The 21,529-nt window shown below is 62.5% G+C and carries 20 protein-coding genes and 1 pseudogene; 10 read left to right on the top strand and 11 right to left on the bottom strand.

The genetic code is table 11. The features are described from left to right. Position 1: 1 nt before the first annotated feature. Positions 2-742 carry an SDR family oxidoreductase gene (locus P5W99_RS32520; protein WP_434666466.1) on the bottom strand — a complete coding sequence of 247 codons (741 nt, stop codon included), beginning with the start codon at positions 740-742 and terminating at the stop codon, positions 2-4. Positions 743-859: 117 nt separating this feature from the next. Here P5W99_RS32520 and P5W99_RS32515 point away from each other — a divergent pair, with 117 nt between their 5' ends. The 6 genes and pseudogenes from P5W99_RS32515 to P5W99_RS32490 all read left to right on the top strand — a co-directional run bounded on the left by P5W99_RS32515 (position 860) and on the right by P5W99_RS32490 (position 5,734). Beyond that, positions 860-1,762, top strand: coding sequence for a LysR family transcriptional regulator (locus P5W99_RS32515; protein WP_434666463.1), 903 nt, complete (start codon positions 860-862; stop codon positions 1,760-1,762). Between the two features lie 108 nt (positions 1,763-1,870). After that, positions 1,871-2,347: pseudogene (locus P5W99_RS32510) on the top strand (aminoacyl-tRNA deacylase); the annotation flags it as partial. A 194-nt stretch (positions 2,348-2,541) separates the two neighbouring features. Continuing rightward, positions 2,542-3,276 (top strand): ABC transporter substrate-binding protein, encoded by a 735-nt coding sequence (locus P5W99_RS32505; protein WP_421028650.1) that lies wholly within the window; start codon positions 2,542-2,544, stop codon positions 3,274-3,276. A 242-nt stretch (positions 3,277-3,518) separates the two neighbouring features. Continuing rightward, positions 3,519-4,046 carry a hypothetical protein gene (locus P5W99_RS32500; RefSeq protein ID WP_421028649.1) on the top strand — a complete coding sequence of 176 codons (528 nt, stop codon included), beginning with the start codon at positions 3,519-3,521 and terminating at the stop codon, positions 4,044-4,046. Positions 4,047-4,207: 161 nt separating this feature from the next. Then, positions 4,208-4,900, top strand: coding sequence for a DUF1223 domain-containing protein (locus P5W99_RS32495; protein ID WP_434666459.1), 693 nt, complete (start codon positions 4,208-4,210; stop codon positions 4,898-4,900). Between the two features lie 78 nt (positions 4,901-4,978). Beyond that, positions 4,979-5,734 (top strand): IclR family transcriptional regulator, encoded by a 756-nt coding sequence (locus tag P5W99_RS32490; protein WP_421028647.1) that lies wholly within the window; start codon positions 4,979-4,981, stop codon positions 5,732-5,734. A gap of 27 nt (positions 5,735-5,761) precedes the next feature. On the opposite strand, the gene P5W99_RS32485 is transcribed toward P5W99_RS32490, so the two are convergent. From P5W99_RS32485 to P5W99_RS32475, 3 genes are read right to left on the bottom strand one after another with little or no spacing between them, the layout of a single operon-like run. After that, entirely contained in the window at positions 5,762-6,640 is an 879-nt protein-coding gene (locus tag P5W99_RS32485) for a citryl-CoA lyase (protein ID WP_421028646.1), read from the bottom strand. Between the two features lie 2 nt (positions 6,641-6,642). Continuing rightward, positions 6,643-7,839, bottom strand: a complete 1,197-nt coding sequence (locus tag P5W99_RS32480; protein ID WP_421028797.1) for a CaiB/BaiF CoA transferase family protein — start codon at positions 7,837-7,839, stop codon at positions 6,643-6,645. Between the two features lie 25 nt (positions 7,840-7,864). Then, the gene (locus tag P5W99_RS32475; protein WP_434666454.1) at positions 7,865-9,304 is read right to left on the bottom strand and encodes an MFS transporter; all 1,440 of its coding nucleotides are present in this window, start codon (positions 9,302-9,304) and stop codon (positions 7,865-7,867) included. Positions 9,305-9,632: 328 nt separating this feature from the next. On the opposite strand from P5W99_RS32475, the gene P5W99_RS32470 reads away from it, so the two are divergent. Continuing rightward, the gene (locus tag P5W99_RS32470; protein ID WP_421028644.1) at positions 9,633-11,207 is read left to right on the top strand and encodes an intermembrane transport protein PqiB; all 1,575 of its coding nucleotides are present in this window, start codon (positions 9,633-9,635) and stop codon (positions 11,205-11,207) included. 36 nt (positions 11,208-11,243) lie between these two features. Here the strand turns inward: P5W99_RS32470 and P5W99_RS32465 are convergent, their stop codons facing one another. After that, on the bottom strand, positions 11,244-12,545 hold the full coding sequence (locus P5W99_RS32465) for a TAXI family TRAP transporter solute-binding subunit (protein WP_434666607.1): 1,302 nt from the start codon (positions 12,543-12,545) through the stop codon (positions 11,244-11,246). A 103-nt stretch (positions 12,546-12,648) separates the two neighbouring features. Here P5W99_RS32465 and P5W99_RS32460 point away from each other — a divergent pair, with 103 nt between their 5' ends. Further along, positions 12,649-12,852, top strand: a complete 204-nt coding sequence (locus tag P5W99_RS32460) for a hypothetical protein (protein WP_421028643.1) — start codon at positions 12,649-12,651, stop codon at positions 12,850-12,852. On the opposite strand, the gene P5W99_RS32455 is transcribed toward P5W99_RS32460, so the two are convergent. After that, positions 12,849-13,757 carry a LysR substrate-binding domain-containing protein gene (locus P5W99_RS32455; protein ID WP_434666450.1) on the bottom strand — a complete coding sequence of 303 codons (909 nt, stop codon included), beginning with the start codon at positions 13,755-13,757 and terminating at the stop codon, positions 12,849-12,851. The two genes, P5W99_RS32460 and P5W99_RS32455, sit on opposite strands and share 4 nt — an antisense overlap. 104 nt (positions 13,758-13,861) lie before the next feature. On the opposite strand from P5W99_RS32455, the gene P5W99_RS32450 reads away from it, so the two are divergent. After that, a complete protein-coding gene (locus P5W99_RS32450) occupies positions 13,862-15,238 on the top strand; it encodes an FAD-binding oxidoreductase (protein WP_421028641.1) in 1,377 nt (458 codons plus the stop codon). A gap of 269 nt (positions 15,239-15,507) precedes the next feature. Here the strand turns inward: P5W99_RS32450 and P5W99_RS32445 are convergent, their stop codons facing one another. From P5W99_RS32445 to P5W99_RS32435, 3 genes are all read right to left on the bottom strand, one after another. Next, the gene (locus P5W99_RS32445) at positions 15,508-16,560 is read right to left on the bottom strand and encodes an IS630 family transposase (RefSeq protein WP_421026256.1); all 1,053 of its coding nucleotides are present in this window, start codon (positions 16,558-16,560) and stop codon (positions 15,508-15,510) included. Positions 16,561-16,727: 167 nt separating this feature from the next. Continuing rightward, positions 16,728-18,347 carry a class I poly(R)-hydroxyalkanoic acid synthase gene (gene phaC, locus P5W99_RS32440; protein WP_434666604.1) on the bottom strand — a complete coding sequence of 540 codons (1,620 nt, stop codon included), beginning with the start codon at positions 18,345-18,347 and terminating at the stop codon, positions 16,728-16,730. A 91-nt stretch (positions 18,348-18,438) separates the two neighbouring features. Next, entirely contained in the window at positions 18,439-18,903 is a 465-nt protein-coding gene (locus tag P5W99_RS32435; protein WP_434666446.1) for a MaoC family dehydratase, read from the bottom strand. Between the two features lie 231 nt (positions 18,904-19,134). Between P5W99_RS32435 and P5W99_RS32430 the strand changes: the two genes are divergently transcribed. After that, a complete protein-coding gene (locus P5W99_RS32430) occupies positions 19,135-19,665 on the top strand; it encodes a hypothetical protein (RefSeq protein ID WP_421028639.1) in 531 nt (176 codons plus the stop codon). Positions 19,666-19,803: 138 nt separating this feature from the next. Here the strand turns inward: P5W99_RS32430 and P5W99_RS32425 are convergent, their stop codons facing one another. Then, a complete protein-coding gene (locus P5W99_RS32425; protein ID WP_434666444.1) occupies positions 19,804-20,250 on the bottom strand; it encodes a MarR family winged helix-turn-helix transcriptional regulator in 447 nt (148 codons plus the stop codon). 205 nt (positions 20,251-20,455) lie between these two features. After that, a complete protein-coding gene (locus tag P5W99_RS32420) occupies positions 20,456-21,457 on the bottom strand; it encodes an AraC family transcriptional regulator (RefSeq protein WP_434666441.1) in 1,002 nt (333 codons plus the stop codon). Between the last annotated feature and the right edge of the window lie 72 nt (positions 21,458-21,529).

The following is a 21,529-nucleotide window of genomic DNA, read 5'->3' as shown; positions in this document are numbered from 1 at the left end:
GTCAGCACATGCCGCCGTTGGCGCGGATCGTCTGGCCATTGACCCAGCCGCCCTCGGGACCAGCGAGGAAAGCGATGACCTGCGCGATGTCGTCTGGCTGGCCAAGCCGTTCGAGCGGGTTCATCTTCGCCATGTGATCGATGAGTTCAGCGCTCTTGCCGTCGAGGAAAAGCTCGGTGGCGACAGGGCCGGGCGCGACCGCATTCACACTGATGCCGCGCCCCCGCGTTTCCTGAGCCAGGACTTGGGTCAGGCCTTCGACAGCCGCCTTGGTGGCGATGTAGATCCCATAGGACGGCAAGCGAACGCCAATGACGCTGGACGAGAGATTAATGATTCTCCCGCCGTTGCGCAGGCGTTTTGCCGCTTCGCGGCAGACGTTGAAGGTGCCTTTGAGATTGATTGCGACGGTCTGATCGAAAGTCGTGTCGTCACACTCGGCAATTTGTGCGAGCTTCATGATGCCGGCACAGTTGACGACAACATCCACGCCGCCAAAGGCGCGCTCTGCCGCGTCGAACATGGCGATGACGGCCGCCGGATCGGCGACGTCGGCCTGAGCGACGATCGCTTCGCCGCCCGCGGCCTTGACCTTGTCGGCGACTGCCTGCGCCGGGCCGGCGCTGCCCGCATAGTTCACGACGACCTTGAACCCATCCGCTGCGAGACGAAGGGCGAGTGCCGCGCCGATACCGCGCGACGCCCCGGTGATGATGGCGACTTTCTTTTCCAGCGTCTTCATTGCTGCTCCTTATGTCTACTCATGCCGTGCATCCGGCGACAAGAAGCAATGTAGATCGGCTCGATAAATTAAAAAAATGAATTATGATTATTTGAACAATGACCAAATGTATGTCTCATGGCGTTCGACAGCAGACTCCTTGGTGGAATCGGCGTACTTTCGGCAGTCATCGAAGCTGGCAGCTTTGCGCGGGCGGGTGAGGCCATGAGCTTGACGCAGCCTGCGGTGAGCCGCGCCGTGGCCCGACTCGAAGAGCGCGTTGGCATCCGCATTTTCAACCGCACGGCGCGCGCAATTTCGCTAACCGATGAAGGGCGTCGCTTCTACGAAGCCGTGGCGCCGCACCTGGCCGGCATCGAGGAAGCCGCAGTCGACGCCGCGCAATCCAGGGCGCGCGTGAGGGGAAAGCTAAGGGTCAATGTGGATGGAACGTTTGGACATTACGCACTGGCCCCGAGATTGGCGGAGTTCCTCGAGCGTTTCCCCGATCTTTCCGTCGAGATCAGCGTTCGCGACCGAATGGGTGATCTCGTTGCCGACGGGTTCGACGTAGCGGTGCGTTTCGGCATTCCCGAGCCTTCCTCGTATCGCGCGCGACTGCTGCTGGAAACGCGCGTGCTCACCTGCGCATCGAAAGCGTATGTCGCTCGGTACGGTGAGCCCAGGCACCCCAACGATATCGCGACAGGACACCAGTGCGTGTTGATGCGCGATCCCAAGACCAGCCGCGCTTTCGAATGGGAATTCCATCGTGGCAACGAAGTGATTCCGCTCGCCGTCGCCGGCCGACTGATGGTCAATGATACCGGTTCGCTGCTTGGCGCCTGTCTCGGCGGCACGGGCATTGCGCAATTGCTGGAACTCTATGCGAAAGAGCTGATTGCCGACGGGAAAGTCATCCTTCTTTTACCCGAATGGGTGGACGAAACATTCCCGCTATATGCCTACTATCATGGCTCGAATTTCGTTTCAGCGAAGGTCCGTGTTTTTCTCGACTTCGTGCGCGAAATCGCCGCCTGAGGTGCTGCAATTCGATGCGAGCTCATTGTGCCGACTGGCGCCGCGTGACCTATTCTGAAGAGACACCAGACGTTCATTTCTTTTCTGGTTTTCGACAGGAGGTATGCCATGTCGATCTCGCCAACTTTGCAGGAGTGCCTGCGCAACAAGGGCTCCCGTTACGAAATCGTGCGTCACCCTTACAGCCATTCCAGCATGGAAACGGCTGCCGCGGCGCACATTCCCGGTGACCGCCTCGCAAAAACCGTGCTGCTCGAAGACGAGCACGGTTATGTGGCCGCCGTGCTGCCCTCGACCCACGCCGTGCAATTCTCCGAGCTATGGAGCAAAACCGGACGCCGCCTCGCGCTCGCCACGGAGGTCGAGCTGCGCGAATTGTTCAAGGATTGCGATGCGGGCGCCTTGCCGCCGGTGTGCATGGCCTATGGCATGAAAACCTGGCTTGATTCGAGCCTCGCGGGGCAACCGGATGTCTACTTCGAAGCCGGCGACCACGAAGCGCTGATTCACATGGACGCCGATCAGTTTCTCGCGCTGATGGACGACGCCGAGCGCGCGCATTTTTCACGGCGCATGCGCGGCATGGGTGCGATGAGCAGCATGAGCGCACGGCACTGTCCTAACTCCGCGGCGCAAGGCCGGGAGCGCGGCGCCAGATTTCGACGGCTGGCTGCCGCGGTGTGATAATGCCTTCGCCGGGGCTCCGGCGACCTCTTTGAACTTCCGCACCCTCACACCGAGCCGCGCGCGACGCGCGCGGCGCTCACCTTGCCACGCTCATGAACATCGATTCCGCCATCGTCGACGCGTTCGCGCCCACCGGCACGCTGCGCGCTTCCATCAATCTCGGCAATCCCATTCTCGCGGGGCGCGACCCGGCTTCGGGCGAAGCGTCTGGCGTGTCCGTCGATCTTGCGCGGGCGTTCGCGCAGCAACTCGGCGTGCCGCTCGAACTCGTCGTGCTCGACACGGCGGCGCAGTCGGTGGAAGCGGTGAGCGAGGCGCGCACCGACTTCGGTTTCTTCGCCGTCGATCCCAAACGCGGAGAGACCATCGCCTTCACCGCGCCCTATGTGCTGATCGAAGGGTTCTATCTGGTGCGCGACGACTCGCCGGTGCGCGTCAACGCGGACGTGGACCAGCCGCACAACCGCGTTGCGGTCGGCAAGGGCAGTGCATACGATCTTTTTCTCACGCGCGAGTTGAAGGCTGCGCAAATCGTGCGTGCGCCGTCGTCGCCCGCGGTCGTGCAAACGTTCCTCGACCAGAGGCTCGAAGTGGCGGCAGGCGTGAAGCAGCAACTCGAAGCGGATGCACGCAAGGCGCCGGGGCTGCGTTTGCTCGACGAGCGCTTCATGGTGATCCGCCAGGCGATGGGCGTAGCGAAGCAACGCGGGCCGCACGCGGCTGCGGTGCTTGGCGAATTCGTCGAGACGATGAAGGCGTCGGGCTTCGTGGCCGAAGCACTGGCACGCCATGGCATCGAGGGCGCTTCGGTTGCTCCGGCGGCATGAAAGACGGCTTGAACACGATGCCTCGCCGCGCACAACGCGGCAACTGTTAAAGAAAGTCAGCCAATCGTCAGCAATTGCAACCGGAGTAACAGTCCTCAAGAATCGACGATTTCTTGCCCAAGGCTCGCTAAAGTGGCCCTGCCTGCCGCACGGTGCGGTGAGCAAAAGATGAATGGCCGGGACGATTCGGCCAAGATCATCCAAGCTTGATTGATGCCTTTAGTGACTTTAGGGAGAAAACCATGAACACGATTCGCACGATGTTGCTCGGCGCCGCATTGACCGCTTTCGCTACCACGGCTGCTTTTGCGCAAACCAACCAGGCGGGCGCGCAGGGTTCGGCCGGCGTGGGCGCGAATGTCCAGACGCCGGTTCTGGGCGCAGGTGCGCAGGCAGGCGCCGGTGCGAACGCCGCTGGCACGGGCGCGGGTGCCGGCGGTCTCGTCGGCGGCGCGGTGAATGGCGCTGGCAAGGCGGTGGGCAGCGCTGGCGAAGCTGCTGGCAACGTCGCCAACGGCGCGGCGAATACCGCGGGCGCGACGGCTGATACCGCCGAGGAGACCGCGAAGTCGGCGACTCATTCGACGAAGCAGCACGCGAAGCACGTCGCTAAAAAGACGAAGCATCAAGCGAAGGAGGCCACGTCGAGCGCCGAAGACGCCGTAGGCGGCGCGAAGGCGAAGGCTGGCGAAACGCTCGACGGCGCGGCTGCGGCGCAAGGCGGCGCATCGGTTGGCGTGAAGGGCTCGGGCCAGGGCTCGTCGATGTAAATCGCCGCAAGTCTGCCGGCGCGGCGCTCGATTCGCACGAGCCGCCGTGCCGGCATGTGTCGGGCGAGGTGCGGTGCTACGGAAGCGGCTTGATCACGGTGTAACTTTTCAGATGGCCTGGACGAACTAGAAGCGAGCACGCCACGTTTCGGAGGTCCATCGTGTACGCCCGTCTTGTTGCCGGTTTCGCCTTGCTTGTTGCAGTGCCTGTCGCCGCGTCGGCCCGGCCTGTCGTAGTCGAACTGTTCACCTCGCAAGGATGTTCTTCGTGCCCGCCTGCCGATGCCTACCTGTCCGATCTTTCGAGCGGCCGCCAGGACGTGCTTCCTTTGGCGTTTCACGTGACCTGGTGGGACGGCCTCGGCTGGAAAGATCCGTATTCGCTGGAAGCGGCCACGCGACGACAGGCCGCCTACAGTTCGCATTTCGGCAGCAGTTCCTACACGCCGGAAATGGTCGTGGACGGTCGCAAGAGCTTCGTCGGCTGGGACCGTCACGCCGGAGAGAAAGCCATCCTCGCGGCTCAAACGAGTGACGCCGACCCGGTGTCCGTCAAGGGCATGCGCTCGGGCAACACGCTGTCGATTACGCTGGAAGCCGGAAACGGACAAGGCCAGATCCTTCTCATCGGCTACGACCGCGAGCATGTCACAGCGGTTGGACGCGGCGAGAACACCGGCCGCGCGCTCAAGGAGTCGAACATCGTTCGCTCCATCGAGCCCATCGGCGAGTGGAACGGCGCTTCGATGACGCTCAGTCATCGCGTGCCTTCTGGCGATCTGGCGGCGGTGCTGGTTCAGGCGCCGGACGGCAGTATTCTGGGCGCAACCAGAGTCGACTACGGCGCGCATTGAGACGGCTTTGGCGCGCGGCCCGAATAGCGCACGACATCGCGTAAAATCGGCTTCGTTCTCATTCCCGCATCGACACTCATGCCCGCGGAAAAGCCGCTCAAGAAGGAAGAAGGCGTTGCCGTCATTGACCGTGCGTGCGCCATCCTGTTCGCGTTTCGCCCCGACGACGGCGCGCTCACGCTCGCCGAACTCGCGGCGCGCACGGGCCTTTACAAGAGCACGCTGCTGCGCCTAGCGGGTGCGCTGATCCAGCACCGGCTGTTGCTGCGTCTCGACGATGGCCGCTATCAACTCGGGCCGGCCACCTTCACGCTCGGCGCGCTTTATCAGCGCAGTTTGAATCTGGGGGATATCCTCGTGCCGCTGATGCGCGAACTCATGGACGCGAGCGGAGAGAGCGTTTCGTTCTACGTGCGTGAGAATGCGGTGCGCGTGTGCCTTCATCGCGTCGATTCGAAACACGTCGTGCGCCATCACGTGCGCGAAGGCGACGTGCTGCCGCTGGAGACGGGTTCGGGCGGGCGCGCATTGCTCGCGTTCAGCGGCGAGCCGGGCGAGATTTTCGAGCAGACGCGGCGGGACTTCTACTGCATGTCGATTGGCGAGCGCGAGCGCGAAACCGCCGGCGTGTCGATGCCGGTATTCGGCGTGCAAGGCGCATTGCGCGGCGTGCTCACGTTAGCGGGGCCGAGCTCGCGCATCGACCGTGCGTTCATCGAAGCCCATCTCGACGCGCTGTTCGACTGCGCCGCGCGTGCCACCGACGCGCTGGGCGGCGACTCGCGCGCGTTGCGCGCCGCACAGCGCGCCCGCGCCGCGAATATGGGCGCCTGAGCCCGGCGTATGTTTTAGCGGCTGTTTTCAGGCGCCGCCGGTTTCGAGGTGGCGCTCGCCCGGTCCCGCATACGCATAAGGAATCTGCCGTGGCATGGGCCCTTTGTTGCGCTCGCCGCGTGCGCGCTGCTCCCACGCATGCGCGAGAATGCCCACCGCACGCGACAGGCAGAACACGCCGCGCGCGAGTTCGGGCGCGAAGCCCAGCTCCGCGTAGATCACGGCGGTCACGCCGTCGATGTTCATCGGCACCGGCTTGTCCTTGCGCATTTTCAGCAGGGCTTCGATCCCGCGCGCGATTTGCGCGTAGCGTCCGCCAATGTCGCCCGCCAGCACGCGCGCATCCACGAGCTCGAGCAGCCGTCCCGCACGCGGATCGACAGGATGGAAGCGATGCCCGAAGCCCGGCAAGTATTTTCCGTGTGCGGCGACGAACGCATCCACGCCTGCTTCGACCGCTTCTTCGAGCCCATTGCCCGCATCGATGCGCGCGGCAATCGCCTCGTAAAGCTCGACCGCCTGCTGGCCCGCGCCGCCGTGCACGTCGTCGAGTGCGTTGAGCGCCGAAGCCATCGCGCCATTGAGCGGCAGCCCGCAACTCGTCGCCATGCGCGAGATCGCGATCGACGGCGCGTGCGGACCATGATCCACCGAAGCCACCAGCGCCGCTTCGAGCAGCGACGCGTGTGCTTCATCGGGCAACTCGCCGCGCAGCATCAGCCAGATCATCTGCGGGAAGCTCACGCGGCCGATGAGCTCCTGGATCGGGTAGCCGCGCACGGCAATCGAGCCCGGATGAATGTCGATGATCGAGGTGCGCCAGTAGTCGGCGCATAGCGCAGCGGCGTCGGGGTGCTCTGCCCGGAGCGATGCCGGTTGGCCCGTCGCGTCGTTTGTCGTGGACATGTTCAGATGACTCCTTGCGCGAGCAGCGCGTCGATGCGCGCGGCGTCGTAGCCGAGCTGAGCGAGCGTTTCGCGCGTGTGTGCGCCCAGCGTGGGCGCGGGCGCGGTGGGCGCGGCGTCGCCGTCCGAGAGGCGCAGGCCCGCGCGGGTTACGCGTTGCGCAGCCTCGCCTTGGGCTGGAGCGAATTCGCGTACGAAACGCCGCTCGGCCAGATGCGGATGCGCGAGAATCTGCGGCACCGAGAGCACGCGGCCCACCGGCACGCCGCGCGCGAGCAGACGCGTTTCCCAGCTCTCGGCGCTGTCGCCCGCGAGCGCGGCCTCGATCTCGGCTTTCAATTCGGCGCGGTAGTGTTTGCGTGCATGGCGTGCCGCGAAGCGTTCGTCGCGCGCCAGCTCGGGACGCCCGATCGTCTCGCACAGGCTCTCGAACTGGCGCGTCTCGTTCGCGGCAATGTTCAGCAGCCCGTCACCCGTCTTGAACGTGCCCGAGGGCGCGGCGGTGAAGTTCTCGTTGCCCATCGGCGTGGGCTCGACGCCTGCGTTCAGGTAGTTCGACACCACCCAGCCCATCGTCGCGAGCGTGGCTTCGAGCATCGAAACGTCGAGACGCCGGCCGCGCCCGCTCGTGCGCGCATCGACTAGCGCCGCGCAAATGCCGAACGCCGCCGTCAATCCGCCTACCGTGTCCGAGACCGGATAACCGACGCGCAGCGGCGCGCTCGTCGAATCGCCCGTCACGCTCATCACGCCCGCCATGCCCTGGATGATCTGATCGTAAGCCGGGCGGGGCGAAAGCTCGCCGCTATCGCCGAAGCCGGAAATCGCGCAATACACGAGGCGCGCATTTGCTTCGGATAGCCGATCGTATCCGAGCCCCAGACGATCCATCACGCCGGGGCGGAAGTTCTCGACCAGCACGTCGGCGTCTTTCACGAGTGCGAGCAGGATCTCCTTGCCGCGCGGGTCCTTCAGGTTCAGCGTAATCGAACGCTTGCCCGCGTTCACCGCCACGAACGAGGCGCCCATATTGCGCGCGGCGGCATCCTTGTCGGCGCCCAGGCGCCGCGCGAGGTCGCCGCCTTCGGGATGCTCGACCTTGATGACGTCGGCGCCCAGCAGCGCAAGTTGATAGGCGCAGAATGGACCCGCGAGTACGTTGGACAGATCGAGAACGCGCACTCCGGCCAAAGGCAGCATAGTCACAGTGATTCCAGCCTCTTGATCAATGAGAAATATCGTCGAGCGCGCGATTGTTGGTGCGCGGGCCGAACAAACCGATTGCCGCCATAACCACCGCCATCGCGCCCGTGATGAGCGCGAACACGCCGGGAACGCCGAAGTGGCGCAGCGCGAACGCAATCATGAAGCCCGAGAACATCGCCGAAAGCCGCGACATCGAGTAGACGAAGCCCACCGCCGTCGCCCGCATGCGGGTAGGAAACAGCTCGACCTGGTAGGCGTGATAGCCGACCGAGAGCAGCGTGCCGCCCAACGTGATGAGGACGCCGAACAGCATCAGCATGGCGGGCGCGGTCTGCATGGCGAACAGCGCGCCGCACACGGCGATGGCGAGCGCCGAGAGCACCACGAGCGTCTTGCGCTCGATGCGGTCGGCGAAGGTCATGCCGATAAGCGGGCCGAACGGATTCGAAGCGGCGATCACGAATGCGTAAAGCAGGCTGTGCGTGACCGTAATGCCCTTGGCGACGAGCAGCGTGGGCACCCACGAGGCGAAGCCATAGAAGCCGATCGCCTGGAACAGGTTGAAGAGGAGCATCGTGAGCGTGCGGCGGCGATACGGCGGCTGCCAGATTTCGGCGAAGCGCGCCTTGCTTTGCGGCGCGCTGGCGCTTGCGCGAGCGTAGTCGGGCGCGGGCAGCGGGCGGCCGTATTGTGCCTCGACCTTGGCTTCGAGCTTCGCGAGCACGCGCGCGGCCTCTTCGGTGCGGCCGCGCTGCGCGAGCCAGCGCATGCTCTCCGGCACGCGGCGGCGGATCGCCCAGGCGATGAGCGCACCGCACGCGCCGAGCAGCACCACCCAGCGCCAGCCGTCGATGCCGAGCGGCGCGCGCGGCACGAACCACCACGCGAGCAGCGCCACCGACGGCACCGCCGTGTACTGCACGAAATGGACGAAGGCGAACGCGCGGCCGTGCATGTGCATCGGCACGAGCTCGCTCACATACGTATCGATGGTGACCAGCTCGACGCCCACGCCGATGCCGGCGATCAGACGCCAAACGTTGATGGCCGGCGCGGTGGTCTGCAACGCCATGATGAAGGTCGCGGCCGAGTACCAGAGCAGCGACGCCGTGAACATCGTCCGGCGGCCATAGCGGTCGGCGAGCCGGGTGAAGCAGAACGTGCCGATGAACAAGCCCGCGAACGAGGCGGCCACGAAGGCGCCGAGCCCCGAGAAGCCGAAGAACGACGCGGTGGTGGTCGAGTAGAGGCCGCTCTTCACGAGACCGGGGCCCACGTAGGCGGTGAAGAACAGATCGTAGAACTCGAACCAGCCGCCCAGCGAGAGCATCAGCACGAGCGCCCAGATCGCGCGCGTGGCGGGCAGGCGGTCGATGCGCGCGTTGATTTGCGCGGCGCTGGCTGCAAGGGCGTGAACTGGGGGCGATTCGTGGATGACGTCGAGCGGCAGGCTGGACATGATGGGGCGCCTCCTGGGGGCGGAATAAGGGCTTTGCTGTCTCGATGTTCTATCTAGCAGAACGTCGTTCTAAAAAATGTGTGCGCATGATAGCGCAGGCCACTTGGCGAACCGCCCAGGGGTTTCACTGAGGGGGGGGTGGTGTGCGGTTGAGTGGTATTGGCGGAACGGACAGCAATCCGGGGCCGTTGCGCACATTGCAGTCGCTCGATTCAATGTCGAGCTATCGTCGTTTGTCCAACGTACGGAGTGGTTCCATGCGTGTCGAACGGGTTCCAGCGCGGCTCATTCATCTGATCGATCTATATCGTCGCGAGCCGGTGGCGAAATGAGGGAGGGGGCGTCGCGTTCCCGGGCGCGCTGGCTGCCTTCGCTCGTCTGGACCATTCCGCTCGTCGCAGCCTTGCTTGGCGTCGTGCTGATCGTCCGGTCGGCAAACTCGCGCGGTCCCACCGTCACGATCAGCTTTGCTGCCGCCGGAGGCCTCGAGCGCGGCAAGACCCGCATCAAATGCAAGTCCGTCGACATCGGCATTGTCCGCGCGATCAGGCTTTCTCACGACCTCTCCCGCGTGCTGGTTACCGTTGAACTCACCAGGGACGCGGAAAAATTCACCGCGAAGGACAGCCGGTTCTGGGTGGTGGCGCCACGAGTTGGCGCAAGTGGCGTGTCGGGACTCTCCGCACTGCTGAACGGCCCGTATATCGAAGCCGACGCCGGCCGATCGAAACAGCAGGCAAGCGATTTCGTCGGCCTGGAAGCGCCGCCCGCCGTGACTGTCGATGAAAAGGGCCATCGCTACCGGCTGCACGCCGAAACGCTCGGCGCCCTCGACGTCGGCTCGCCCATTTTTTACCGGAGAGATCGGGTTGGTCAGGTGATCGGCTATTCGATCGGCAAGGACGGGGCGAGCGTCAACGTCGACGTGTTTGTGAAGGCCCCCTTCGATCAGTACGTGATGACGAACACGCGATGGTGGCGCGAGAGTGGCGTGAAGGTGAAAATCGCCTCGAACGGCGTCAATATCGATACGCAGTCGCTCGCAAGCATCCTTGCGGGAGGGCTGGCATTCGAAGCGCGGCCCGATAGTCCGCCGCAGCCTCAAGCCCCCGACAACACGGCGTTCACCCTAGCTGCAAACCAGGCCGAAGCAATGCGTGAGCCGGACGGTTTACCGCTGCGCGTGGTGATGTATTTCGATCAGTCGCTTCGTGGGCTCGCGGTGGGCGCACCGGTGGACTTTCAGGGAATCGTGATCGGCGAGGTAACGAACATCGGCATCGATTACGATCGCCGGGCGCGTACTCTCATCATGCCGGTGAGCATGAATGTGTACCCGCAACGCCTGCGGCGCCTTTCGCGCGGCGAATTTCCTGAAACGCACTCGATCGAGGGTAAAGCCGCGATGAAAGCCATGGTCGCGCGCGGCTTGCGCGGGCAACTGCGCATCGCCAACGTGCTGACGGGGCGGCTCTATGTGGCGCTGAGCCTGTTCCCGGAGGCGAAGCCCGCCAAGGCAGATTTCGATCACGATGTAATCGAATTGCCGACCGTGCCAAGCAAGGTCCTCGCGCTGCAAAACCAGGCCGGCGAGATGGCGGCAAAGCTCGACAAGGTGCCGCTCGATGAAATGGGCACGAACCTGAATACGTCATTGCAAGGCATGAACCGAAAGATGACGTCTTTGAGCAATGATGTCCTGCCGCCATTAAGCGACGCTCTGGACGCCACCCAGCAATCGCTTGCTGGAGCCGGGGTCTTCTTGCAGCAAGGCTCGCCATTCCATGTGGAGGTGCATCAGTCCTTGCAAGGTCTGACGCCCACGTTGCAATATTTCAACGCGATGGCGGATTACCTGGAGCGCCATCCTGAATCACTGCTTCGGGGCAAAAGCGGGCAATAAGCCCTGGGCGTAAATTTTTGCGCACAGGCTTATTGCCTATTCCTTCGCCCTCTGGGCAACCTGCGCAATGCGGTCGCGCACGACACCGATCGCCTGCTTCAGCGCGTAAACGTCCTGAAAATAGCGATAGGGAATCCGTATCCGGCTGGCATTCGCGTCGATGTTTTCGATCTCATCGCGCCATTGCGCAATTTGTGCGCGAGACGGCTCGCGGTTGTTCCACACTTCGTCTTCCAGCGCCTTGATTTCGCGGTACCAGACCACGAGCCGCTTTTTCATCCGCGCTTCCACCATGCGTGGCAATGCCTGAATCAGACCGATCAGGAGCGCCGCGAATGGCACGAGGATCAATAACCGCCGTTCAATCAGGCTCGCGAGCCAGAAGGGCAGATAGCGGTAAAGGAATGGCTGGCCGGATTTGAAATAGCGGATGCTTTCATCGGAGATCGGAAATTCCTCGGTGCGCAGGTTCGGAAACGTGCCAATCGGCGTGAAGTAATCTTCGCCGCCGTGAATGGTGTGAGCCGCGTCGAGCAGCAGATAGGCAAGCGCCGGATGCATCATGTCTTTCGATACGAGCAGTGCCGTTGCCGCGAGCAGCGTGACGTCGGTGCGTGGCAGGTCCTCGGCGACACTGGTGGAGGCGCGCGGCAAGACAATTTTCGAAAGCGACGGGAATTTCTGAACCAGCGCGTCGGCCTGCGCGAAGTTCATCAACTTCAGGGTCTTGTTATTCAGCAGGGCTTTCTGCATATCGGCATCGGGTCTGCCAATGAAGAACGCCGCATCGATCTGGCCGCTTTGGAGTCCCTGATAAGCGGCAGGCGCATCCATTTGCAGCAGCGTGGAATTTTCGCTCGTGATGCCGCTATAACCGAGCAATACCTTTGCCACGTTGAGCAGACCGCTGCCGGGCACGCCCATGGAAATCCTCTTGCCGCGCAGTTGCGTCAGCCGGTCGACCGTGGTGTCGCTGCGATAGAACACCCAGATCGGTTCGTACGACACGGCAGCAATCGTCTGCAGACCGTCGGTTGCCTGCGGACTGGTCGTGCCCGACTGGATAAAGCCGACTTCATAGGCGCTATTCGGGTCCCGCAGCCGCTCATAGTTCTCCACCGAGCCGGATGAACTGCGGATGTCGAGTTTGATGCCTGCGCGCTTCAGGATGGGCGCATAGCGATCCGCAAAGCCGCGATAGATGCCGTTGTCCGCGCCCGTGGTGATGACGATGGTGTGCTGGAAGGCTGGGGCGATCACGCTCGCCAGTATCGCGCCAAGCGCCGCTAACAAAGCGATTGTCCCAAAGATCAAGAGGCGCCGCTTCGCCCGGGTCATGGGCGGTTTCTGGCTGCGATGCAGCGTGGGATTGGGTCTGGACATCCGTGACTCGCTTCTCCAGTTTTATCGCGTCAAGATTCGTGACAAACCGTGATTCGCTATGGTGGAAACGCTGGCAATACCCGTGATTCGAAACAAGATTATCTGGCGACAGATTATGGCGTATTTTTCGCTCGGCCTGCTCACGCTGCAGCCTGCCCTTTATGGCATTTCAGAGGTCGCAGCTGAATCAGGCCGATATGCCGATTCGCGAGTATCAAAACTGGCAAAACCAGTAACCCAGAAGCGAATCAATACCTTTTAAACGACCGAGCGCAACCACTCAGAAAACGCCGCAATGGTTCGCTCGCGCGGATGGTTTGGTCTGCGTACTACATAAAAGCCATAGCCAGGCAAGCTCAGTGGGAAGGCTTTTACCAGCGTACCGGCGGCGAGTTCGGGCGCCACGAGCATGTCGCTGAAAATGCCGATGCCCTGGCCTGCGATGACCGCCTCAATCGCATGCAGTTCCTCGCGGAAACTCAGGTGCTGCATGTCCTTGAACTCGGGTACGCCGCGCCACCTTCGCGCAGCCACGGCCAGCCATCGCTGCCACGTGGGTGGGTCACGGTCGGCCGGCCCCCACCAGGCGTGGACCAGGACATGCCTCGCGAGATCGGCGGGCCGCTTTAGTTCGCCTTCTAATAGCAGGTGCGGACTGCAGACGGGCCAAAAGGTATCGCTCACGAGTGCATCGACGATCCCGTCCGAGGGCGTTTTCCGGCAGGTCGCATAACGAATGGCGACGTCGCCATCGCCGGCCTGCAGATCGAGCACGGCATCGGTGCCGATCACTTCCAGCGGCACGTGCGGATGCAATTTCCGCCATGCCGGCAGTCGGGGCACCAGCCAGCGGCTGGCGAAGGCGTTGGTGGCCGTTACACGAAGGGGCTGCTGGTCGCCATCCCGTTTCACGGCCGCGATGGCAACTGCGAAAGATTCCAGTCCGTTACGCACGCCAGGGAGCAGCCGAGCGCCGGCTTCGGTCAGCGCAAGAGGCCGTGGCCTCCGGCGAAACAGCGCGCAGCCGCAGTAGCGCTCGAGCAGCCGGATCTGGTGGCTGATCGCGGTGTGCGACACGCACAATTCCAGCGCGGCCTTCTGGAAACTCATATGGCGCGCGGCAGCTTCAAAGGTGCGGAGCTCGACGAGAGGCGGCAGCTTGTGCATATGGGCAGTGTAGATGAAATTATTTCACCTTCAGCTGAATTCTTCGCGTTTGCTCCTGGGGTCGTTTCGATGGAGACTTGAAGCGAACTCGAGGAGAAAACGCCATGCTGCCAATTGGGTCCCTGGCCGAAGCCGCGGCCGAGCTTGCAACCACTTTCCGCGGGCAGCTGCTGTGTCCCACGGACGCTGGCTATGACGATGCGAGGAAGGTTCACAACGGTCTGGTCGACAAGCGGCCAGCATTGATCGCCCGATGCCTTGGCGTGGCCGACGTGGTGGCCGCCCTCGACTTGACCCGCAGACTCGGCCTCGAAGTCGCTGTACGAGGCGGTGGCCACAACGTGGCGGGACGGGCGACGATCGATGGCGGGGTGGTCATCGACCTGTCGCTGATGAAGGGAATCCGCGTGGATCCGCAGCATAGAACGGTCTGGGCGCAAGGCGGCGTCACCTGGGGCGAACTCAACCGCGAGACGCAGTTGCACGGCCTGGCGGTCACCGGAGGCGTGGTCTCCAGCACGGGCATTGCAGGGCTGACTCTCGGAGGTGGAATCGGCTGGCTGATGGGCAAATACGGACTGGCGCTCGATAACCTGCTGGCGGTGGAACTCGTCACAGCCGACGGCAAGGTCCTGCAAGCGAGCAGGGAGCAGGAGCCCGAACTGTTCTGGGCGCTGCGCGGCGGTGGCGGGAACTTTGGAGTCGCCACGGGTTTCGAGTATGCGCTGTACCCGGTAGGCCCGACCATCACCGGCGGGCCAATCGTCCATCCGATCGAGCGCGCTCGCGATCTGCTGGAATTTTTCCGCGATCGCACACGCGCGCTGCCCGACGAGCACACGCTGTTCGCGACGCTGACGCATGCGCCGGACGGCTCAGGCCTGCCGGTGACCGCCATGGTGACTTGCCACTGCGGGCCGCTGGCGGACGCCGAAACGGCCATGCGCCCGCTCAAGCAGTTCGCCGCGCCCCTGCTGGATGCTGTGGGGCCCATGCCCTACACGCAACTCAATGGCATGCTCGACGCCAACTACCCCAAAGGCGCGCTCAACTACTGGAAATCCAACTTCCTTGCTGAACTAAGCGATGCCGTGATCGACACCATGATCGATTGCTTCGCGCGTTGCCCGACGCCTATGGGCCAATTGCTGCTCGAGCATTTTCACGGCGCGGTCACCCGTGTCGATGTGAGCGATACGGCTTTCCCGCATCGCCGCGAAGGCTACAACTTCCTCGTGCTCAGCCAATGGATGCAGCCTGCCGAGACCGGGGCATGTGTGGCCTGGGCGCGTGAGACCTACAAAAAAATGCAGCCATTCTTCGCCTCCGGCCGCTACGTCAACTACCTTGATGACGACGAGGCGGGCGAGCCCATTGCCGCGGCATACGGTCCGAACTACCGGAGGCTTCAGCAGATCAAGGCCCGGTATGATCAGACGAACTTCTTTCGCATGAATCAGAACATCCGGCCGTTGCCTTGATGGCGGCCATTCGCATTCAGGCGGTTCAGCCGGGAGTTGGCGGTCAGCAGTGAAATCCCCAAGCCGTTCGACACGAGCGCGAAGACTGTCGATGGAAACGAAACCTAAAAGGCCACGTTGAGGTGGACGCGTTGCGCACCGATATGGGCATCAAGATCGCTGAAAATGGCGCGGCATGCCTGGTCGAGCAGAATGAAATCATGACCGAGGCGCAATGCAGGTCTCGTGAAATGGCGCAGCGCTTGTCCCTCGCCGGCTAGTCCGCTGCGTCATTGAATTGGCACCACTCGAATCCGACGCGAAGGATCGTCATATTTCCACTTGATCGGCTTCGGGTTCTTGTTGTGCTCGCGAATGTAATGCATCAGTTTGCGATCCAGATCCTTCACCGAAGTGAAGATGCCGCGCGCGATAACATCGCGCTGGATGCGCGAGAACCAGTTCTCCACCTGGTTGAGCCACGACGAGTAGGTCGGCGTGAAGTGCAGGCGCACGTTGCGATGCGCATCGAGGAACTCGGCGACCCGATGCGTCTTATGGCTGCTGACGTTGTCGCAGATAACATGGATTTCGCGGCGTTTGGGCTGGCTGGCGACGACGTCGGTCAGGAAGGCCACGAACTGTTCGCTGGTGTGGCGTGCTGCCGTTTTGCCCAACACCTCGCCGGTGGCGGTGTTGAATGCCGCGAACAGACTGAGCGTGCCGTTGCGCTTGTACTCGAAGCCGTGGCTCTCGGCACGCCCCGGTGACAGCGGCAGCATCCGGTCCTTGCGGTCGAGCGCCTGGATCGCGGTCTTCTCGTCCACGCAGAACACCGCTGCGTGCGCCGGTGGGTTCAGGTACAGCCCGATCACGTCGGCCGCCTTGGCCTCGAAATCCGGGTCGTTGGAGACCATGTGCCGCCCCAGCTGCTGCGGTTTGATGCCGTGCTTGCGCCAGATGCGCTGCACGGTCGAGACCGACACGTCGCTGAGTTCTGCCGCGAGTTTGTAGCTGCTCCAGTGTGTCGAACCGTCGGCAGGCCTGTGTTTGAGGGTTCGGTTGAGCACCCGCGCTTCCAGTCTCGCGGGAGGCTGCCTGGGCGCACGCCCGGGGTGCCGGGCATACATGCCGGCCAGCCGCTCACTGAGGAATCGCGCCGACCAGCGCGCGATGAAGCGAGAATCACAACCGAGTGTGCGCATGATGCTGTCACGCGACTCGCCGTCCTCGAGCATCAGGATCAACTTCGCGCGTCGCACGTCCGCCGCACGCACCGTCCGGCTACGCGCCGCCGACAGCAGTTGCTCCCGCTCAATATCTGTCAGATTCATTTTTCCCATGACCTAGATCTGAACACAGACGGGGTGCTAATTCAATGACGCAATCGACTAGTGCAACTTGCCCGCCAAAGGGGAGGGCACGGCTTGGCGTGCCAACAGATGGCGCCGATGCGAGCGCGTATTCAGGCGCGCGAGCGCGGAAACCCGCGCGCCTTGCCCGGCGTTGCTCAGTCTGCCCGCACCTTGACATAACGGCCCGGTGCCGGCTCGAACGGCTCGTGCTTGCGATTCCCAAGCCGCGCGCGGGCCTTGACCCGGCCGCCCGCGTGAGTCGCCAGCCAACTGGCCCAATGATTCCACCAGCTCCCAGGCATTTCCTCCGCAGAGGCCAGCCAGCCTTGGGCGTCGCCGCCGAGATCGCCTTCGGCCCAATAACTGCGCTTGTTCTTCGTTGCCGGATTGATGACGCCGGCAATGTGACCGCTAGCCCCGAGGACGAAGTTCACGTCGCCGCCAAGCAGCTGCGTGCTGCGCCATGCCGATTGCCACGGCACGATGTGATCGTCCTGCGTCGCCAGCACATAGGCGGGCGTGTCGATCAGGCCAAGATCCACCGGCATGCCGCACATGCTCAGCTTGCCGGGCTCGCACAAATTGTTCTCGAGATACATATTGCGCAGGTACCACGTGTACATCGGTCCCGGCAGGTTGGTGCTGTCGGCGTTCCAGTACAGGAGATCGAAAGCCGACGGCGTTTTGCCTTTCAGATAGTTGTTGACGACATAAGGCCAGATGAGATCGTTGGCGCGCAGCATCTGAAACGTAAAGCCGAGTTCGCGGCCAGGGTAGATGCCGCTGCGCCCAATGGTCAGCTCCCGCTGTGAAACGGTTTGCTCGTTGATGAAAACACCGAGATCGCCGGGATCGGTGAAGTCGAGCATCGTTGTGAGCAGCGTCAGGCTCGCGACCTTGTCTTCGTTGCGCGCACGCGTCACCGCCAGCGCCGACGAGAGGATCGTGCCGCCCACACACCAGCCGACGGTGTTGACCTTGTCTGCGCCCGTAATCGCCAGCGTGACGTCGATCGCCTGCATAACGCCCGATTCCAGATAGTCGTCCCAGCTCGTGCGTGCCAGATCGGCGTCGGGATTACGCCAGGAAATGATGAATACGGTTTGTCCCTGCTCGACCGCAAAGCGCACAAACGAGTTTTCGGGCTGCAGATCGAGAATGTAGAACTTGTTGATGCAGGGCGGCACGATCAGCAATGGCCGCTTCGCGACCTGTGCGGTTAGGGGTGCGTACTGGATCAACTGAAAGAGATCGTTTTCGAATACGACTGCCCCTTCCGATACGGCGACGTTGCGGCCCACTTCGAAAGCGGTCTCATCGGTGATGGAAATGGTCTTGCGAGCGAAGTCGTCTTGCAGGTTGGCGATGCCGCCCCATAGACTTTCGCAGTTGGATTCGAGCGCCGCCCGCAGGGCTTCCGGGTTCGTGACGCCATAGTTTGCCGGGCTGGCAGCATCGATGAACTGGCGCGTGAAGAACCGCAGCTTTTGCTTTTCCTTATCATCAAGGGATACTGCCTCGACGTACTGTTCGAGGAGGCGGGCGTTGAGCAGGTAGTTTTGCTTGAGAAAGCTGTACCAGGCATTGCTCGACCAATCGTCTGCCTGAAACCGGCGGTCGTGCCGCTCAGGGCTGATCGCAGGCAGCGTGTCCATGCCAACGGAGCGGGTTAGCGTGGCGGCCCACAGCGTCAACTGTTGTTGCAAGTATTGCGTGCTCGCGTCAAGTTGCGGACTCGGGAGAGCGTCTGCAACAAATGCGACGCCGGAGAACATCTTCAGGAAGTCCAGCATCGCGTTGGACAACGCCTGAACGGCGCCTTCCGCCACATTGGGTTGAGTAATCATTTGCGCGCTCGTTGAGTATTTATCGATTCACCACGCTCAACTTGGCGCTACTGCGCTTCTGAAGTGATGTGGGCATGACGACGGCTTCGCCATCGATGACCACCTTTCCTGCCACCGTACACACGGTATCCAGAACAACGCGGCACTTGCCACGAATCAGTTCGCGGACTGTCACGGTTGCCCGTACCGTATCGCCGGGCTTGACGGGCGCCTTGAAGCGCAGATTCTGCCCGAGATAGACAGTGCCCGGTCCCGGCAGCCGGCCAGCTATCGCGGCAGAGATGACGCTTGCAGTCAGCATTCCGTGTGCTATGCGGCCCCCGAACTGCGTGCCTTGCGCAAATTCTTCGTCGATATGGACGGCATTGTTGTCGCCCGACGCGCCAGCAAACAGGACAATGTCTGCTTCAGTGATCGTTTTTGCGAAGCTTGCCTCCATACCGGGTTTCAAGTCTTCGAAGTCGTAACCAGAAAGCTCATTCATGGGTTTCTTTAATCTAAAGGATGGGTATTCGTTGTTGCTATGAACAATACGACAATCCCGCATCATATTTTTATGATTGGACGCCAGAGTTTTGGTATTTCGTGACACTCGGTGTTAACACCAGTACGAGCCGGCAATCTGTCATCGTCATTTATATGACAAATCAACTATGTTCAATTGCGATGAAGATGTTGTTCGTATCGCGTCGCCAACGAATGCCGATGGGATCCGATGCAGATCGTGGACCAATCGCCTAATCTCGGCATCAGCCCGGCCTATAATGGCGAGGCAAAAAATCCGGAGTTGGCGATGCCGCGTACATACGATGAGATCATGTTCGACATCCAGAATCTGCAGAAAGAGGCGCAGGGAGCGCTGGAGCGCGAGCGCGCCGAGGCGATCGTGAGAATCCGCGCGGAGATGGCCAGGTTTGGCATCACGCTTGAAGAGGTGAGCGCAAGCGCTGAAGTCGAAAATCCCGTCGTCCGCCGCAAGCCTGCCACCGCGGCCGGGAAGGCGAGTGCAGCGGCCCCGAAGACGGCCGCCTCGACCGAGGCCGCACAGTTGGCATCCGCGAGCGCAAGCGCGGACAAAGGCAAGCTGGCTATCGATATCCTCGATAAAGCGGGCATCGACTTTCGTAGCAAGACACCCGAGCGGAATGCGCGGCGTAGCCCTCGGGTTGCGGCAACGGCCGCGAAACAGCCAGCGAGGAAGGCGGCAACCAGGCCCACGCAGGCAAAAAAAACCCGCCACGTTTGAATCTGGCGGGTTTGCTTCAAGGGGTGTCCTGGATGACGGGGCGATAGGGTAATTGATGGCAGCCAGAGCGGCAGCCGCGCGCGGTGAACTCCATGCGCCCGTTAGCGGCAGGGAATTCGCCGGCTCGCGGCAGCCCTTTCAGGACTCGTCCCATCCGTTGATGGAGAGCGCCTTGTCCAACAGGTAGCGCAAAGCCAGAAGTTCTTCTTCTTCCATGCCCTTATAGAGTTCCTTGTCCCGTCTCTCCATCGCCGGACCGACTTTTTTGAAAATCTTCCGGCCGTCAGCCGACAGCCCGATCACCACGCTTCTCCCGTCAGCGTCGTTGCTTGTTTTCGTCAGCATTTCCTGGGCGATCAGGCTTTCCACGGTACGGCTTGCCTGGCCCTTGTCGAGATTGCCACGGCGGGAAATATCCCTGATGGTTTGCTGACCGAACGTCCCAACGACGCTGAGCACGATCGCCTCGGGGTAGCTCAGGCCAAGCCTGTCGCGCGCGACTTCGCCGCTCTTCTTGTCAGCGATCTTGCTTAAAGCCTTTAGCCGGTACGTCAGGGATTGATCGGGCGCTGCAGTGATTGCCATGACTACTCTCTGTTTGTGGACTTGACATTCAATCTGGCCTTATTTTACATGGACCCCATCGTGGCCGTTACGTTGCATGGCCCAGTGCGGGCGATCGAACCACGAGCTGCAAAAGGTTGATGGATCAATCATGAAGTTGAATCATCGATCATGACGAAGGCCGTTGCCGAGTGGTTGTCCTGCGCGCAACGCGATCGCCACGCGGTCATTTCAGGTGGCTACTGCGCCAGTCGCGCGGCGTCATGCCAAAGCGAGCGCTGAACCAGTTCGTGAATGAGCCCTGCTGCGAATAGCCAAGCAGGAGGGAGACCCGCCCGATCGGATAGCGTGGGTTATTCATGTAGCGCACAGCCAGCTCGGAGCGCACTTCCTCGATGAGTCGCGTGAAGCTCGTATCGGCGAGCCCAAGCTGGCGCTGCATGGTGCGAACGCTCAGATGCAGATGCGCGGCCACCCGTTCAACAGTGGCCTGCTCGAGCGGCAGCAGCAGGTAGATCGCCTTGCGCGCTTCGAGCGCGACGGAGCCGACGCCCGCCACATTGAGCGAATCGACGAGGCTCTCGGCATAGCGCACCAGCTCAGGGTCGGCGGCGGGGTTCGGGTAGTCGAGGTCGGCGGCGGCGCATACGAGGCCATTGAAGTCGCTGCCGAACTCCAGCGGGCAGCCGAAGAAGCGGCGGTGAAACGTGAGATCAGCCGGCCCACGATGGACGAAATGAACGGAACGGGGCTTCCAGCGATCACCGAGCAGGGCGCCGGCGTGGCGCGCAAGCGCGCCAACAGCGAGTTCGATCGCCTGATTCGTCGGAATGCCCGGATCGACGACCAGTTCCTCGCGGATGGTCACCGTGTCACCCGCATCCTCGACATAGATCGCGAGGGCTTCGTTCAACAGATGGCGGTATTCGGCCGCGGCGAGCAGCACTTCGCGCAGCGTGCGCTTGTGCGCGAGCAGCACGTTGATGAGGCCCGTGCCGAACTTCTGGCGCGTTTCGGCCATTCGCAGGCCAAAAGTCGGGCACGATGCCTTTTCGGCCGTGAGCTCGAGGACCCGGCAAGCGGCGGAGGCGGGAATGCGCCCGTCCGGATTTGCGAGCGCCGCGGCGTCGATTCCGGCTTCCTGAGCAAGCTCGACCGGGTTCAGCCCAGCCCGCCGCGCCACGTCGAGATATCCGCTCATTGCGCCCGCGCGCAGCATCGTTTCCATGATTACGTCTCCCCCACGCATCTGGCTTGCCGCCTGTCTTCATTCGGCAGCGGCCGCGTTTTCGCATGGATT

Source organism: Paraburkholderia sp. A3BS-1L, from assembly GCF_051125215.1.
Lineage (GTDB): Bacteria > Pseudomonadota > Gammaproteobacteria > Burkholderiales > Burkholderiaceae > Paraburkholderia.
This window is presented reverse-complemented; position numbering and strand designations above follow the sequence as displayed.

Bases quoted from the DNA above. Each gene is read 5' to 3' on its own strand.
- P5W99_RS32520 (WP_434666466.1), bottom strand. From the start codon at position 742: ATGAAGACGCTGGAAAAGAAAGTCGCCATCATCACCGGGGCGTCGCGC.
- P5W99_RS32515 (WP_434666463.1), top strand. From the start codon at position 860: ATGGCGTTCGACAGCAGACTCCTTGGTGGAATCGGCGTACTTTCGGCA.
- P5W99_RS32505 (WP_421028650.1), top strand. From the start codon at position 2,542: ATGAACATCGATTCCGCCATCGTCGACGCGTTCGCGCCCACCGGCACG.
- P5W99_RS32500 (WP_421028649.1), top strand. From the start codon at position 3,519: ATGAACACGATTCGCACGATGTTGCTCGGCGCCGCATTGACCGCTTTC.
- P5W99_RS32490 (WP_421028647.1), top strand. From the start codon at position 4,979: ATGCCCGCGGAAAAGCCGCTCAAGAAGGAAGAAGGCGTTGCCGTCATT.
- P5W99_RS32485 (WP_421028646.1), bottom strand. From the start codon at position 6,640: ATGTCCACGACAAACGACGCGACGGGCCAACCGGCATCGCTCCGGGCA.
- P5W99_RS32480 (WP_421028797.1), bottom strand. From the start codon at position 7,839: ATGCTGCCTTTGGCCGGAGTGCGCGTTCTCGATCTGTCCAACGTACTC.
- P5W99_RS32475 (WP_434666454.1), bottom strand. From the start codon at position 9,304: ATGTCCAGCCTGCCGCTCGACGTCATCCACGAATCGCCCCCAGTTCAC.
- P5W99_RS32470 (WP_421028644.1), top strand. From the start codon at position 9,633: ATGAGGGAGGGGGCGTCGCGTTCCCGGGCGCGCTGGCTGCCTTCGCTC.
- P5W99_RS32465 (WP_434666607.1), bottom strand. From the start codon at position 12,545: ATGACCCGGGCGAAGCGGCGCCTCTTGATCTTTGGGACAATCGCTTTG.
- P5W99_RS32460 (WP_421028643.1), top strand. From the start codon at position 12,649: ATGGTGGAAACGCTGGCAATACCCGTGATTCGAAACAAGATTATCTGG.
- P5W99_RS32455 (WP_434666450.1), bottom strand. From the start codon at position 13,757: ATGCACAAGCTGCCGCCTCTCGTCGAGCTCCGCACCTTTGAAGCTGCC.
- P5W99_RS32450 (WP_421028641.1), top strand. From the start codon at position 13,862: ATGCTGCCAATTGGGTCCCTGGCCGAAGCCGCGGCCGAGCTTGCAACC.
- P5W99_RS32445 (WP_421026256.1), bottom strand. From the start codon at position 16,560: ATGGGAAAAATGAATCTGACAGATATTGAGCGGGAGCAACTGCTGTCG.
- phaC (WP_434666604.1), bottom strand. From the start codon at position 18,347: ATGTTCTCCGGCGTCGCATTTGTTGCAGACGCTCTCCCGAGTCCGCAA.
- P5W99_RS32435 (WP_434666446.1), bottom strand. From the start codon at position 18,903: ATGAATGAGCTTTCTGGTTACGACTTCGAAGACTTGAAACCCGGTATG.
- P5W99_RS32430 (WP_421028639.1), top strand. From the start codon at position 19,135: ATGCAGATCGTGGACCAATCGCCTAATCTCGGCATCAGCCCGGCCTAT.
- P5W99_RS32425 (WP_434666444.1), bottom strand. From the start codon at position 20,250: ATGGCAATCACTGCAGCGCCCGATCAATCCCTGACGTACCGGCTAAAG.
- P5W99_RS32420 (WP_434666441.1), bottom strand. From the start codon at position 21,457: ATGGAAACGATGCTGCGCGCGGGCGCAATGAGCGGATATCTCGACGTG.